This window comes from Novosphingobium sp. BL-S-19 (assembly GCF_055521675.1).
Genome location: NZ_CM145498.1, coordinates 68,254 through 81,979, shown reverse-complemented (window position 1 = coordinate 81,979; position 13,726 = coordinate 68,254). Strand labels below are relative to the sequence as shown.

The following is a 13,726-nucleotide window of genomic DNA, read 5'->3' as shown; positions in this document are numbered from 1 at the left end:
GTTCAGGGGGTTCCACAGGGGCGCTGTGGATATGTCCCGGCATAAACCACGGGATGGATACGGTGACAACTCGGGAAGCCGTTTTCCTCCCCGTTGAACCGATTCAATCGGATGATTCTTAAACAAGATTCAAATCCCGCCCACACCCTGTGGGTAACCGGGATAAAGAGTCTTTGACTCAGACTCTTCGGAGAGTCGCAGCTGACTCTTGAACCTGTTCAGCCCGGGATAAATCGGGCAGGGTTCAATCGTCCCCGATATCCACAGGGCCAACAGACTCTATCAACCTTTTAAGAATCTTATTTTTTTGGACTGGACCTGAATCTCGATGCCTGGCCTTCTTCTCGACACCCTGCGCAAAACGAACCCGAGCAGGCGCCCAATCTGGCTTATGCGTCAGGCTGGACGCTACCTTCCCGAATATCGCGCCCTGCGCGCCGAAAAGGGGGGATTCCTCGCGCTGGTCTACGATACCGACGCCGCGGCCGAGATTACGATTCAGCCGATCCGGCGTTTCGGATTCGATGGCGCGATCCTGTTTTCCGACATTCTCATCGTGCCTTACGCGATGGGCCAGGATCTTCAGTTCCTGGCCGGGGAAGGCCCAAAACTGACTCCCCGCCTTGTCGACGGCGCGCTGAGCGGACTCACCGCCGTCCCGGAACGCCTGACTCCGATCTACGAGACGGTGCGCAAGGTTCGCGGGGCACTCGATTTGGACAAGACCATGCTCGGCTTCGCAGGAAGCCCCTGGACGGTCGCTACGTACATGTGTGCGGGCGAGGGTAGCCGGGACCAGCATGAGACCCGGGCAATGGCCTATCGCGACCCTCAGGCGTTCGCGGAGATCATTCAGGCTATCGTGGGGGTGACTGTCGAATATCTCAGTGGCCAGATTCAGGCCGGGGCTGAGGCCGTGCAGTTGTTCGATTCATGGGCAGGCTCGCTTTCGCCCGCTCAGTTCGAGCAATGGGTGATCGCGCCCAATGCCGCCATCGTTGCCGCAGTGAAGGCGCGCCATCCGGAGACTCCGATCATCGGCTTCCCCAAGGGATCAGGCGAAAAATTACCCGCTTACGCCCGCGAGACCGGGGTGGACGCGGTCGGAATCGATGAGACGATAGACCCCCTATGGGCCGCGCGCGAATTGCCGCAGGGCATGCCGGTGCAGGGGAATCTCGATCCGCTGCTGCTGCTTTCGGGCGGCGCGGAACTCGAATCCGGCGCGCGGCGCGTGCTCGATGCCTTTGCCGACCGGCCGCATGTATTCAATCTGGGGCACGGAATCGGCCAGTTCACGCCGATCGAACATGTCGAGGCGCTGCTACGTATCGTGCGGGAGTGGTCGCGGTAATTCCTGTCCTCCCCGGCATGGGGAGGACGACAACTTACTGGAATCACCTTGAACCGCGCGGGGGGAGCGTGCAGGAGGGGCGCCTTGCCGCTCCAACGAGTCTGCGCGCGCCGATGCAGGAAACGCTTTCGATGCTCTATCTCTGGCTCAAGGCCGGACACGTCATTTTCGTGATCTTCTGGATGGCCGGGCTGTTCATGCTGCCGCGCTATTTCGTCTATCATCAGGAAGCGGAGCCCGGCTCGGCGGAAGCCGCGCGCTGGATCGATCGCGAAGCGAAGCTGCGCAAGATCATCCTGACGCCCTCCCTGATCATGGTGTGGATCTTCGGGATCGCCACGGCCTTCTCGATCGACGCCTGGAGCCAGGGCTGGCTGCATGCCAAGCTGTTGTTCGTGCTGGGTCTTTCCGGATATCACGGCTGGCTGGTGGGCTATGCGAAGAAGCTGGCTAAGGGCGAACGCACGCTGAACGGCAAGCAGCTGCGCCTGCTGAACGAGATTCCGGGGCTTGCCGCCGTGGTCATCGTCATCCTGGTGGTCGTCAAGCCGTTCTGATCGGCCCCGATCGTTTGGGGATCGTTCGAGTCATCGTTTGGGCGCAGGCTGAGTCCGGCTTGTGGATCGCGCGTTGACCGAAGGCGGCGGAATCCCTATCTGAGCCTTGTCCCGGCACAGGGCGGCGAGCCCATTCTCCTGCCCGGATCCGCTTTCCCCAAGCCCATCCGATCCGCCGGCCGACTCCCAAGAAATTTCCATTCGGAAACCAGAAAAAATGCATCTCAAAGAACTCAAAAAGAAATCGTCGGCCGATCTGGTCGAAATGGCGGAGGAACTCGGCGTAGAAGGCGCCTCGACGCTCCGCCGTCAGGACCTGATGTTCGCCATTCTCAAGGAAGTGGCCGAGGACGGTGAGGAAATCATCGGACAGGGCACCATCGAAGTGCTGCCGGACGGCTTCGGCTTCCTGCGCAGCCCTGAGGCGAACTACCTTGCCGGTCCGGACGACATCTACGTCTCGCCCAATCAGGTCCGCAAATGGGGACTGCGCACGGGTGACACCGTGGAAGGCGAGATTCGCGCGCCCAAGGACGGTGAGCGCTATTTCGCCATCACCAAGCTTATCAGCGTCAACTTCGACGATCCGGACGTGGTGCGCCACCGCGTCAACTTCGACAACCTGACGCCGCTCTATCCCGATCAGCGCCTGAAGCTCGACAGCCTGGACCCCACGGTCAAGGACAAGTCGGCCCGCGTGATCGATCTCATTTCGCCGCAGGGCAAGGGCCAGCGCGCCCTGATCGTGGCGCCGCCGCGCACCGGTAAGACCGTGCTGCTGCAGAACATGGCCAAGGCCATCACCGACAACCATCCGGAAGTCTTCCTCCTCGTGCTGCTCGTCGACGAGCGTCCGGAAGAAGTCACCGACATGCAGCGTTCGGTGAAGGGCGAGGTTATCTCCTCCACCTTCGACGAACCCGCCCAGCGGCACGTCCAGGTCGCCGAAATGGTGATCGAGAAGGCCAAGCGCCTGGTCGAGCACAAGCGCGACGTCGTCATCCTGCTGGACTCGATCACCCGCCTTGGCCGCGCCTACAACACCGTTGTGCCCAGCTCGGGCAAGGTGCTGACCGGCGGTGTGGATGCCAACGCCCTGCAGCGCCCCAAGCGCTTCTTCGGCGCCGCGCGCAACATCGAGGAGGGCGGCTCGCTCTCGATCATCGCCACGGCCCTGATCGATACCGGCAGCCGCATGGACGAAGTCATCTTCGAAGAGTTCAAGGGCACCGGTAACTCGGAAATCGTCCTTGACCGCAAGGTGGCGGACAAGCGCATCTTCCCGGCGCTGGATGTCGGCAAGTCCGGCACCCGCAAGGAAGAGCTGCTGGTTCCGAAGGACCAGCTCACCAAGATGTGGGTCCTGCGCCGTATCCTCATGCAGATGGGCACGGTCGACGCGATGGAGTTCCTGCTCGACAAGATGAAGGACTCGAAGACCAACGAGGACTTCTTCGCGACGATGAACCAGTAAGAGGGGCTCGGGGGCTTGAGCATTCTCGATACGCTTGTCGCCACCGCGTCCATGGGTGGGCCGGCGGAGATCTGGCAGCACATCGTCAACGACTTCTCGAACCTGGGATCGCCGGCAGCCATGTCGGCGTTCCTCCAGGTCCTGATGATCGACGTGGTGCTGGCGGGCGATAACGCCATTGTCGTTGGCGCGCTGGCGGCGGGGCTTCCCGCCGATCAGCGCAAGAAGGTGATCGCCATCGGCGTGATCGCGGCGCTGGTTCTGCGCATCGGCTTCGCGCTGGTGGTGACCTGGCTGCTGGGCATCGTCGGCCTCGTCTTCGCGGGCGGCCTGCTGCTGCTCTGGGTGGCATGGAAGATGTACCGCGAGATTCGGGGCGGCGATCACTCGCCGGGCTCGCCCGAGATCGAGGGGGACGAGCATTCCGGCGTGAAGCCTGCCAAGAGCTTTGCCGGTGCCGCCCTGTCGGTTGCGGTCGCGGATATCTCGATGTCGATCGATAATGTGCTCGGCGTGGCCGGCGCCGCGCGTGATCATCCGGGGATTCTGATCGTCGGTCTGATCTTCGCGGTGGCCCTGATGGGCGTCGCGGCGAATTTCATCGCCCGGTATATCGAACGCTATCGCTGGATCGCGTGGATCGGCCTTGCGGTGATCCTCTACGTGGCGGTCAAGATGATCTACGAAGGCTGGGTCGATCCGCAGCTGGGCATCATCACCCTGATGTAAGCGAAACAAAAAAGGGCCCGGAAGTGTGCTGCTTCCGGGCCCTTTTTCTTTGGTTGCTATGATCAGCGCCTTTTGGGCTGCTCAATCTCGCCGGCATCAATCCCGTCGTCCCCGCGAAGGCAGGGACCCCGCTTTGCTTGAGATGCGGTGCGAAAGTAGCGGGATCCCCGCCTTCGCGGGGATGACGATGGAAGTGTGGGCAATCGCAGGCAAATTAGTGCCTTGGAGGCCCTGCCGCTCTTTAGGGAACCAGAACCGTCGAGCCCGTAGTGGCGCGAGATTCGAGGGCGCGATGGGCCTCAGCTGCATCCTCAAGCCGGAAAGTCTGTCCGATCTTCGGGGAGAGGACTCCGCTGGCGATCCGGTCGAACAGCTTCTTGGCGCTTACTGCGAGTTCTTCCGGCGTAACGACATAATCCGCCAGAGTCGGGCGCGTGAGATAGAGCGAGCCGGCCCGCATGAGGTCGAGCGGGGGCAGGGCAGGAACCGGACCGGAGGCATTGCCATAGGTCACCATGAGACCCCGCCGTCGCAGAGAGGCGATTGAGGCGTTCCAGGAATCCGCGCCGACGCCGTCGTAAGCGACATGGCACATTGCGGCACCCGTGATCTGGCGAATCTGTTCTGGCAAATCCTTGAAATCGCAGAACAGTGAATGCTCGCCCGGAACCTGTGCGGCCTTCTCCGCAGAGCCGCTATGGGCGATCACCGTGACTCCCTTGTCAAGCAGCCAGGGCACCAGCAGAGAGCCGACTCCCCCTGCCGCCGAATGGACCAGCGCGACATGGCCGGCAGCAGCCGGGAAGGTGTCCTCGGCCAGATAGCAGGCGGTCAGGCCCTTGAGCATGACGGCGGCGGCAATCTCCGGCGCGATGCCGTCCGGGATGTGCATGGCCTTGTCCGCCTTGAGCAGCCGGTGCGTGGCATAGGCACCGCCGGCACTGGTGGTGCCGACGCGGTCACCGATGCCGAATCCGGTAACACCGTCCCCCAGTGCGACGATCCGGCCGACGCTTTCCGATCCGAGGCTGATCGGCAGCGGATCGGGATAGAGGCCCTTACGATAATACGTGTCGATGAAGTTGAGGCCGACAGCCTCGGTCTCGATCACCAGTTCGCCCGGGCCGGGGGAGGGGACGATGAAGTCCTCCCGCTCGATTACTTCGGGGCCGCCGTGGCGACGGGCGATCATCCGGTATCCGGTGGTCATGGCATTCGGTCCTTCAGAACACGCGGCGGAAGGTGTCCGCCCGCGCAACTTTCCACGCACGCGCATAGGGCGTGGAGTCGGGATCGGCGAGCAGCTCGCCGGGTTTGAGGAAGCGATAGACTTCGTCCAGCGGGCCGGCCTTGGCACTGTCTATCCGCTGGTACATGTCATGCTGGGTAAGCTCCCAGGGGCTGTCATAGCCCATCGAGACGACGATCTCGCGCAGGGCCTTCAGCGTTTCCTTCTGGAAGCGGGCGACGCGTTCGGCCTTGTCTTCCACCACCAGTCCGCGCTGGCGCCAGAACGACTGGGTGGCGACGCCGGTCGGGCATTCGCCGGTGTGGCATTTCATCGATTGCACGCAGCCGAGGGAGAACATGAAGGCACGCGCGGCATTGCACCAGTCGGCCCCGAGCGCGAAAGCACGGGCCATGCCGGCTCCGGAGTGAATCTTGCCCGATGCACCAAGACGAATGCGGTCCTTCAGGTTCGCGCCGACAAGGGCATTGCGCACCAGCATCAGCCCTTCGCGCAGTGGCATTCCGACATTGTCGGTCAATTCCTGCGGTGCCGCGCCAGTGCCTCCCTCGGCACCATCCACGACGATGAAGTCCGGGGTGATTCCGGTTTCGATCATGGCCTTCACGATGGCCATGATCTCATGCGGCTGGCCGACGCAGAGTTTCATGCCGGCCGGCTTGCCGCCGGACAGTTCGCGCAATTGCACGATCCATTCGAGCAGCTCGATCGGCGTGGAGAAGGCCGAATGCGCGGCGGGGGAGAGGCAGTCCTTGCCCACTTCCACCTTGCGCGTCTCGGCAATCTCTTTCGTCACTTTGGGGCCGGGCAGGACGCCGCCGTGGCCGGGCTTGGCGCCCTGGCTCAGCTTGATCTCCACCATCTTAACCTGCTCGCTCTGTGCCTGTTCGGCAAAGAGATCGGGATCGAAGCTGCCATCCGGGTGGCGGCAGCCGAAATAGCCGCTGCCCAGTTCCCAGATCAGGTCGCCACCATACGTGCGGTGATAGGGGCTGATCGATCCTTCGCCGGTGTCATGCGCGAAGCCGCCCATCGCCGCGCCTTTGTTCAGCGCCTCGATGGCATTGGCCGAGAGCGAGCCGAAGCTCATGGCGGAAATGTTGAGCAGGGCGCTTTCGTAGGGCTTGCTGCATTCGCTGCCCCCTATCTTCACGCGCCAGTCTTTCGGCGCCTTCTCATTCGGCGCGATCGAATGGCCCAGCCATTCGTACTCGTCGGAATAGACGTCCAGCTCGGTACCCATCGGGTGGGAATCGATCTCGCCCTTGGCGCGGGCATAGACCAAGCTGCGCTCCTCGACCGTGAAGGGCCGGCCCTCGCGATCGCCCTCGACGATATAGGCGCGCAAGTAAGGGCGCAGGTCCTCGAACAGCCAGCGGACCCGGGCGATCAGCGGATAGTTGCGTCTCAGCGCGTGGCGGCCCTGCACGAAGTCCCAGAGGGTCAGCAGCAGGACCGGCACCATGAGCCAAAAGGCCCAGCGCCACGACGGAAGGAACCAGCAGATGGCCGTGAGACTCACGACCGCCAGCGGCACGGCGTAGCGCGGGGCTATGGTCATTGCAGCTTAGCCGATATGCTCCGCGAAGAACGCCTCGGTTCGTCCGTCGGCAAGTTCCGCACCGGCTTCGTCGCGGCGGGCGCCGATCTCGGCGGCGAAACCGTGGTCTAGCCCTTCGTAGTCCCAGAGGGTGACGCGTGGGTGATCGTCCAGCCCGTCGTGAATCGCCTTCTGCGCGGCGGCGTCGACGAAGTGGTCGGCGGTGGGAATGTGCAGCATCAGCGGGCGGGCGATCGCGTGCTTTTCATTCAGCATCTGGTCGATCATCACGCCGTAGTAGCCGACCGAGGCATCGATATCGGTGCGGGCGGCCACCATGTAGGCGATGCGTCCGCCCATGCAGAAGCCGACGAGGCCAACCTTGGCAACGCCTTCCTCGCGGCGGATCCAGTGAATCACCGCTTCCAGATCGCGCATGCCCAGATCGAAATCGTGCGCCATCATGTGGCCGACGGCGGCCTGGAATTCCGCATCCACGTAAGGGCTCAGTTCGATGCCGGGCCTCTGCCGCCAGAACGTATCGGGTGCGACCGCAAGGTAGCCGCGTGCGGCCCAGGAATCGGCCTTGTTGCGGATGCCGGTATCGACGCCGAAGATTTCCTGCTGGACGATGATCGCGCCGCGCGGGGTGCCTTCCGGCCGCGCCACATAAGCGGGGATCGAGCCATCGTGATCGAGGGTGGGGATTTCGGTGTTGGTGGTCATGGGGGACTCTCCTGCAGGCCGTTTGGGCGAGTTAGGCACGGGTGATGGACTTTGCCAACGCCCTGTGCCAGCTATGATGCAGAAATTCCAAGAGGGAGGCCGCAATGAAGGTCAATGTCGAGGTCGAATGCTCGCCCGAAGAGGCCCGGCGCTTCCTTGGCCTGCCCGATGTCACCAAGGCCAACGAGGTCTACGTGGATGCCCTCAGCAAAGCGATGAAGGGTGTCGGCAGCTTCGATCAGCTTCAGGAAATGAGCAAGCAGGTCGCGCCGATGGGTGAATTCGGACTCAAGCTGTTCCAGCAGCTGATGGAAAGCGGTGCCGCCATGGCGCTGAGCGGCGTGCTCAATCCGCAGGGCAAGCCCGGCAAGGACAACTGAGCCTTCCCGCGCCGATCCGGTCAGGCTAGGCGAGGGCCATGTCTGACCCGATGCGTTCCGATACGATCTTCGCCCTGTCCAGCGGGGCGCCGCCTGCCGCCATTGCCATCGTTCGCGTGAGCGGGCCCGATGCCGGCGCCGCGCTTATCGCTCTCACCGCTTCGCTGCCCGCGCCGCGTCAGGCGCGCTACCGCGTGTTGCGCGATGGCGCGGGCGCGGTGCTCGATCAGGCGCTGGTTCTCTGGTTCCCCGGCCCGGCGACGGCGACGGGCGAGGATTTGGCCGAATTCCATCTGCATGGCGGACGGGCGGTAGTGGCCGCGGTCGAGGCGGAATTGGCCCGTTTGCCAAAGTTGCGCCGCGCAACTCCCGGCGAATTCACCCGCCGCGCCTTTGCCAATGGCCGGATCGATCTGGCCGAGGCGGAAGGCCTGGCGGACCTGCTCTCGGCCGAGACCGAACTGCAACGCCGCTCGGCTCTTGCCATGGCGGGTGGGGCCTTCTCGCGTCAGGTCGAACAGTGGCGCGAACGGGTGCTGACGGCGTCCGCTTCGGTCGAGGCCGTGCTCGACTTCGGCGATGAAGATGACGTGGCCGACTTGCCGGCCGACTTTCATGCCCGGCTGGCCGCGCTGCGCGATGAGCTTGGCGAATGGCTTTCGCGTCCCCGGGCCGAAGCGCTGCGCGAGGGCTATCGCGTGGTACTGGCCGGTCCGCCCAATGCCGGGAAGAGCACGCTGTTCAATGCCTTGGTCGAGGATGAGGCAGCGATCACCTCGCCGCTTGCCGGGACGACGCGTGACGTGCTGACGCGGGCGGTGTCGATCGGCGGCGTGCCGTTCCTGTTCGGCGACACCGCCGGGCTGCGCGACGAAACCGGCGATGTGATCGAGGCGATCGGCATTGCCCGTGCGCGCGATGCGCTGGATCGAGCTGACCTTGTCCTCTGGCTGGGGCCGGAAGGGGAAGGGCCTGACGGGGCCTGGGAGATCGCGGCGCAGGCGGATGTGTTCCACGTGGAACAGAAGCGCGATCCCCGCCATCGCGTGTCGGCGGTAACCGGAGAAGGGTTGAACCAGCTTCGCGCCAGCCTGATCGAGACCGCTCGCGATGCCATGCCGAAGCCCGGGGAGGCCGCACTCAATGCGCGCCAGCATGCCCTCGTTGCTCAGGCCGAATATGCCATCGCGTCGGCGGGGCATGAGCGTGATCCCTTGCTGGTTGCCGAAGCGCTGCGACTGGCACGCGTGGCGTTCGATGCCCTGATCGGGCGCGCCACGACAGAGGATATGTTGGACGCTCTGTTCGGACGCTTCTGCATCGGCAAGTAACTGATGCCATAAAGGGTGTTCCACGTGGAACACACCTTTGACGCGATTCACAGTTTCGAGTAAGCGCGGCGAATGCATTCCTTCGACGTGATCGTGATCGGCGGCGGCCATGCCGGCTGCGAGGCGGCTTCCGTTGCCGCGCGCATGGGCGCGCGCGTGGCGCTTGTCAGCTTCGACCTCGATGCCGTGGGCGCGATGAGCTGCAATCCTGCCATCGGCGGTTTGGGGAAGGGACACCTCGTGCGCGAGGTGGATGCCTTCGATGGACTCACCGCCCGCGCTGCCGATGCGGCGGCGATTCACTACCGGATGCTCAACCGTTCAAAGGGCAGCGCCGTGCAGGGGCCGCGGGTTCAGGCGGACCGCAAGCTGTTCAAGGCCGCGATCCATCGGCTGCTGAAAGAGCAGGGCGATCTGACTCTCGTCGCTGGCGAGGCTTCGGCGCTGGTCATCGAGCAGGGCAGGGTGGTCGGACTCGACCTGGCCGACGGCACGCGTCTCGGTGCGCGGGCGGTCGTGCTCTGCACCGGCACCTTCCTTGGCGGCACCTTGTTCCGCGGCGAGGAGCGCATGGTCGGCGGCCGCATCGGCGAAAGCTCCGCGCAAAAGCTTGCCGCGCAATTGCGCAATGCGAAGCTGCCGATGGCACGACTCAAGACAGGCACGCCGCCGCGTCTGGATGGTCGCACCATCGACTGGGCACGCCTTGGCGAGCAGCCTACCGATGGCGAACCCTGGACGATGTCGGCCATGGGCCAGCGCCGTGAAGTGCCGCAGGTCTTCTGTGCGATCACCCGTACCAACCCGCGCACGCATGACGTGATTCGCGAGAACCTCCATCGCTCTCCGCTGTTCACCGGCGCGATCGGGGCGCAGGGTCCGCGCTATTGTCCGTCGATCGAAGACAAGATTCATCGCTTTGCCGACCGGGACGGACATCAAATCTTCCTGGAGCCGGAGGGGCTCGACAATCCACTCGTCTATCCCAACGGAGTGAGCACCTCACTGCCGGCCGACGTCCAACTGACAATGCTGCGGACGATGGAAGGGCTGGAGCGAGTCGAGATGGTCGTGCCCGGCTATGCGGTCGAATACGATCACATCGATCCGCGCGCCTTGCGGACGAGTCTGGAACTTCGCGAGATCGCCGGGCTCTATTGCGCCGGCCAGATCAACGGCACCACCGGTTACGAGGAGGCGGCGGCCCAAGGCCTCGTCGCCGGGATGCATGCAGCGGCGACGGTGCTGGGTCGCGAGCCGGCGGCACTCGATCGCGCCAACAGCTACATGGCGGTGATGATCGACGACCTCACGCTGCATGGCGTGAGCGAGCCCTATCGCATGCTCACCGCCCGCGCCGAATATCGTCTGCGTCTGCGCGCCAACAATGCCTCCACCCGACTCACCCCGCTCGCCATCGAGGCAGGGGCGGTGGGCGCGGCGCGGCGTGAATGGTTCGCGCGGCGTCTGGAAGCGCGCGGGGAACTGGAAGCGGCTTTCGATACGCCGGTTGCTTCGGTCGAGATGGCGCAGGCCGGACTGCCGGTTCGGCCCGATGCCGGTCGCTTGCCGATCCGCGAGTGGCTGCGTTTTGGCGGAGTCGATCTGGCCGGTCTCTCGCCTTGGATCGCCAGCGTGCATCTAGCCGACGCCGATCTGGCCGAAGAACTGGCCGAGGATGCGGCCTATGCGCCCTACCTTGATCGGCAGGAGCGTGAGCTGCGCGAACTGCGCGCGAGCGAGGCCATGCCGTTGCCCGAAGATTTCCCTTATGCCGAAACGCCCGGCCTCTCGCGCGAGATGGTCGAGCGACTGACCAAAGCCCGGCCGGAGACCCTGGCGGCGGCGGGTCGCATTCCCGGCATCACCCCTGCGGCGCTGGCGGCGCTGCTTGTCCATGCCCGCAAGGAAGCAGCGTGATTTCCACTGAAGACGAAGCGCGCGACTGGCTGCGCGCTCTGCCCGAATACGACCAGGCTGCGGAAGAGCGGCTGGAGATTCTCGTCCGCATGCTGGCGGAGGAGAACACCCGGCAGAATCTGGTTTCGGCGGCGAGCCTCGATCAGGTCTGGCTGCGCCACATTGTGGACAGCGCCCAACTGCTTCCGCATGTTCCACGTGGAACATCTTCGCCCTGGATCGACCTTGGCACCGGCGCCGGCTTTCCCGGTCTGGTGATCGCGGCGCTTCGGCCTGAGTGCGAAGTGCTGATGGTCGAATCGCGCGCGCGGCGAATCGAGTGGCTCGACCGGGCGCGCATGGCGATGGGCCTCGATAAGGCGCGGGTGCTTGGCCAGCGTCTGGAACTGGTAGAAACACGTGAGGCGCGCGTGATTTCCGCGCGCGCTTTTGCGCCGCTTGAAAAACTGCTCACTTTATCCTCGCGTTTTTCCACAAGCGACACGGTCTGGCTGTTGCCCAAAGGGCGGTCTGCACAGCAAGAATTGGATGACCTTCGCAAGTGGCGGCATGTGTTCCACGTGGAACAGTCCCTGACGGATCCGCAAGCGGGCATCATTGTCGGCACGCTGGCCGGCGGGAAGGGTAAGACCAAGTGATCCGTATCGCGATTGCCAACCAGAAGGGCGGTGTCGGAAAGACCACGACCGCGATCAACATCGCGACCGCGCTTGCCGCCACCGGCTGGAAAACGCTGCTGATCGATCTGGACCCGCAAGGCAATGCCTCGACCGGGATCGGCATTGCCGCCACCGAGCGCGACAGTTCCTCCTACGACGTGCTGGTCGATCGCGTGCCGGTGGTCGATTGCGTGATGCCCACGCGCATTCCCGGCCTCGATCTGCTGCCGGCTACCGTGGATCTTTCAGGCGCAGAGGTGGAGCTGGTCAGCGTCGACGATCGCGCGCACCGCCTGCGCAGCGCACTGCGCGGCGATTTCGGCTACGACGTCTGCCTGATCGATTGTCCGCCCTCGCTGGGCCTGCTGACGCTCAATGCGCTGACCGCCGCCGATACGCTGCTGGTGCCGCTGCAGTGCGAGTTCTTCGCGCTGGAAGGGCTGAGCCAGCTGTTGCAGACGGTGGAGCGCGTGCAGCAGCGCTTCAACCCCGATCTGGGCATCATCGGCATTGCACTCACCATGTTCGATCGCCGCAACCGGCTGACCGATCAGGTTTCCGAAGACGTGCGATCGTGCCTGGGCCAACTCGTCTTCGAAACGACCATTCCGCGTAACGTGCGCCTTTCCGAAGCGCCCAGCCACGGCGTGCCGGCGCTGATCTACGATCACGCCTGTGCGGGCAGCCGTGCCTACATGGCGCTGGCGCGCGAACTTATCACCCGACTGCCCGAGAAGAGGAAAGCGGCATGAGCGACGATTCGATTGTCCGCATCAGCGTACCCCAAGCCGACAAGCCCGTAGCCCCCAAGCAGAAGCCCAAGGGTCTCGGCCGTGGTTTGGGCGCGCTGCTGGGTGAGACCCGGCGCGAGGAACCGCTCCCGGCCGGCGGAGAGGGCAACGTGACCCCACTGCGTGGCGGAGGCGGTCTGGCCGTGCTGGCCATCTCCGACATCACGCCGCACCCGGATCAGCCGCGCCGCATCTTCGATGAGGAAGCGCTGGAGGAACTGGCCGCCTCGATCGCGCATCGCGGGGTGATTCAGCCCATCATCGTTCGCCCGATGAGCAGCGGCGGCTATCAGCTGGTGGCCGGCGAACGCCGTTGGCGCGCGGCGCAGAAGGCGCAGCTTCACGAAATCCCGGCGCTGGTGCGTGACCTTACCGAGCGTGAGGTGATGGCACTGGCGCTGATCGAGAACCTTCAGCGTGAGGATCTCAATCCCATCGAAGAGGCGCGGGCCTACAACCGCCTTGCCGAGTTCGAGGGCATGACTCAGGCCGAGATCGCCCGGATGGTCGACAAGAGCCGCAGCCACATCGCAAACTTCCAGCGCCTGCTCGCGCTGCCGGACGGCGTCATCGCCAAAGTGGAGAACGGCAGCCTGTCGATGGGCCATGCCCGCGCGTTGATCGGCTGCGACGATGCCGAGGAAATCGCCGAAGCCGCCATCGGCAAGCAGATGTCGGTTCGCGATGTCGAGAAGCTGGTGCGCAAGAAGCTACGCGGGGATGTCGCGCCGCGTCGGGCCCGCACGGCGCGCAGCGCAACGGAAGACGCTGATATTGCCGCCGTGCAGAATCACCTTGAGGAGTTTCTGGGGATGCCGGTGAAGATCAGCGCCGACACGGATCCGAAGTCCGGCACGGTAACGATCCGCTACGCCACGCTGGATCAGCTCGATCTGGTTTGCCAGCGTCTTACTGGCGGGGCTATCTAAGGGGTCCAACCCGCGCAGAAGGCGGTTTGGAAACAGTCGCGATTGAGATTCAAAAAGGCGCAGGGGGCGATCACTCCCTGCGTCTTT

Annotated in this window: 13 protein-coding genes; 10 read left to right on the top strand and 3 right to left on the bottom strand. The window is 64.2% G+C overall.

The window, feature by feature from the left end; translation table 11 throughout:
- Nucleotides 1–328: 328 nt before the first annotated feature.
- The 4 genes from hemE (at nucleotide 329) to ACZ1JV_RS08740 (ending at nucleotide 4,114) form a co-directional block, all read left to right on the top strand.
- Nucleotides 329–1,354: a uroporphyrinogen decarboxylase gene (hemE, locus tag ACZ1JV_RS08755; protein WP_465151268.1), complete on the top strand. Its 1,026-nt coding sequence runs from the start codon at nucleotides 329–331 to the stop codon at nucleotides 1,352–1,354.
- A 113-nt stretch (nucleotides 1,355–1,467) separates the two neighbouring features.
- A complete protein-coding gene (locus ACZ1JV_RS08750) occupies nucleotides 1,468–1,911 on the top strand; it encodes a CopD family protein (protein WP_465152528.1) in 444 nt (147 codons plus the stop codon).
- A 217-nt stretch (nucleotides 1,912–2,128) separates the two neighbouring features.
- Complete coding sequence (rho, locus tag ACZ1JV_RS08745; protein ID WP_395329707.1) at nucleotides 2,129–3,385, top strand: transcription termination factor Rho; 1,257 nt, start codon at nucleotides 2,129–2,131, stop codon at nucleotides 3,383–3,385.
- A 51-nt stretch (nucleotides 3,386–3,436) separates the two neighbouring features.
- The gene (locus ACZ1JV_RS08740) at nucleotides 3,437–4,114 is read left to right on the top strand and encodes a TerC family protein (RefSeq protein ID WP_465152527.1); all 678 of its coding nucleotides are present in this window, start codon (nucleotides 3,437–3,439) and stop codon (nucleotides 4,112–4,114) included.
- Between the two features lie 241 nt (nucleotides 4,115–4,355).
- On the opposite strand, the gene ACZ1JV_RS08735 is transcribed toward ACZ1JV_RS08740, so the two are convergent.
- The 3 genes from ACZ1JV_RS08735 to ACZ1JV_RS08725 are packed head-to-tail and all read right to left on the bottom strand — an operon-like array spanning nucleotide 4,356 to nucleotide 7,629.
- Nucleotides 4,356–5,324 carry a quinone oxidoreductase family protein gene (locus ACZ1JV_RS08735; RefSeq protein WP_465151267.1) on the bottom strand — a complete coding sequence of 323 codons (969 nt, stop codon included), beginning with the start codon at nucleotides 5,322–5,324 and terminating at the stop codon, nucleotides 4,356–4,358.
- Nucleotides 5,325–5,337: 13 nt separating this feature from the next.
- Nucleotides 5,338–6,924 (bottom strand): FMN-binding glutamate synthase family protein, encoded by a 1,587-nt coding sequence (locus ACZ1JV_RS08730; protein WP_465151266.1) that lies wholly within the window; start codon nucleotides 6,922–6,924, stop codon nucleotides 5,338–5,340.
- Between the two features lie 6 nt (nucleotides 6,925–6,930).
- A complete protein-coding gene (locus ACZ1JV_RS08725; protein ID WP_465151265.1) occupies nucleotides 6,931–7,629 on the bottom strand; it encodes a dienelactone hydrolase family protein in 699 nt (232 codons plus the stop codon).
- Nucleotides 7,630–7,733: 104 nt separating this feature from the next.
- Here ACZ1JV_RS08725 and ACZ1JV_RS08720 point away from each other — a divergent pair, with 104 nt between their 5' ends.
- From ACZ1JV_RS08720 to ACZ1JV_RS08695, 6 genes are all read left to right on the top strand, one after another.
- Complete coding sequence (locus ACZ1JV_RS08720) at nucleotides 7,734–8,009, top strand: DUF6489 family protein (RefSeq protein WP_465136786.1); 276 nt, start codon at nucleotides 7,734–7,736, stop codon at nucleotides 8,007–8,009.
- Nucleotides 8,010–8,047: 38 nt separating this feature from the next.
- Entirely contained in the window at nucleotides 8,048–9,340 is a 1,293-nt protein-coding gene (gene mnmE, locus ACZ1JV_RS08715; RefSeq protein WP_465151264.1) for a tRNA uridine-5-carboxymethylaminomethyl(34) synthesis GTPase MnmE, read from the top strand.
- Nucleotides 9,341–9,412: 72 nt separating this feature from the next.
- Nucleotides 9,413–11,260 (top strand): tRNA uridine-5-carboxymethylaminomethyl(34) synthesis enzyme MnmG, encoded by a 1,848-nt coding sequence (mnmG, locus tag ACZ1JV_RS08710; protein WP_465151263.1) that lies wholly within the window; start codon nucleotides 9,413–9,415, stop codon nucleotides 11,258–11,260.
- On the top strand, nucleotides 11,257–11,898 hold the full coding sequence (gene rsmG, locus ACZ1JV_RS08705) for a 16S rRNA (guanine(527)-N(7))-methyltransferase RsmG (RefSeq protein WP_465136789.1): 642 nt from the start codon (nucleotides 11,257–11,259) through the stop codon (nucleotides 11,896–11,898). Before mnmG ends, rsmG begins: the two co-directional genes overlap by 4 nt.
- Nucleotides 11,895–12,671 (top strand): ParA family protein, encoded by a 777-nt coding sequence (locus ACZ1JV_RS08700; RefSeq protein WP_465136790.1) that lies wholly within the window; start codon nucleotides 11,895–11,897, stop codon nucleotides 12,669–12,671. Before rsmG ends, ACZ1JV_RS08700 begins: the two co-directional genes overlap by 4 nt.
- Entirely contained in the window at nucleotides 12,668–13,639 is a 972-nt protein-coding gene (locus ACZ1JV_RS08695; protein ID WP_465151262.1) for a ParB/RepB/Spo0J family partition protein, read from the top strand. Before ACZ1JV_RS08700 ends, ACZ1JV_RS08695 begins: the two co-directional genes overlap by 4 nt.
- Nucleotides 13,640–13,726 lie beyond the last annotated feature (87 nt).

Excerpts from the sequence above, each read along its gene's own strand:
- hemE (WP_465151268.1), top strand. The coding sequence starts at position 329 with ATGCCTGGCCTTCTTCTCGACACCCTGCGCAAAACGAACCCGAGCAGG.
- ACZ1JV_RS08750 (WP_465152528.1), top strand. The coding sequence starts at position 1,468 with ATGCAGGAAACGCTTTCGATGCTCTATCTCTGGCTCAAGGCCGGACAC.
- rho (WP_395329707.1), top strand. The coding sequence starts at position 2,129 with ATGCATCTCAAAGAACTCAAAAAGAAATCGTCGGCCGATCTGGTCGAA.
- ACZ1JV_RS08740 (WP_465152527.1), top strand. The coding sequence starts at position 3,437 with ATGGGTGGGCCGGCGGAGATCTGGCAGCACATCGTCAACGACTTCTCG.
- ACZ1JV_RS08735 (WP_465151267.1), bottom strand. The coding sequence starts at position 5,324 with ATGACCACCGGATACCGGATGATCGCCCGTCGCCACGGCGGCCCCGAA.
- ACZ1JV_RS08730 (WP_465151266.1), bottom strand. The coding sequence starts at position 6,924 with ATGACCATAGCCCCGCGCTACGCCGTGCCGCTGGCGGTCGTGAGTCTC.
- ACZ1JV_RS08725 (WP_465151265.1), bottom strand. The coding sequence starts at position 7,629 with ATGACCACCAACACCGAAATCCCCACCCTCGATCACGATGGCTCGATC.
- ACZ1JV_RS08720 (WP_465136786.1), top strand. The coding sequence starts at position 7,734 with ATGAAGGTCAATGTCGAGGTCGAATGCTCGCCCGAAGAGGCCCGGCGC.
- mnmE (WP_465151264.1), top strand. The coding sequence starts at position 8,048 with ATGTCTGACCCGATGCGTTCCGATACGATCTTCGCCCTGTCCAGCGGG.
- mnmG (WP_465151263.1), top strand. The coding sequence starts at position 9,413 with ATGCATTCCTTCGACGTGATCGTGATCGGCGGCGGCCATGCCGGCTGC.
- ACZ1JV_RS08695 (WP_465151262.1), top strand. The coding sequence starts at position 12,668 with ATGAGCGACGATTCGATTGTCCGCATCAGCGTACCCCAAGCCGACAAG.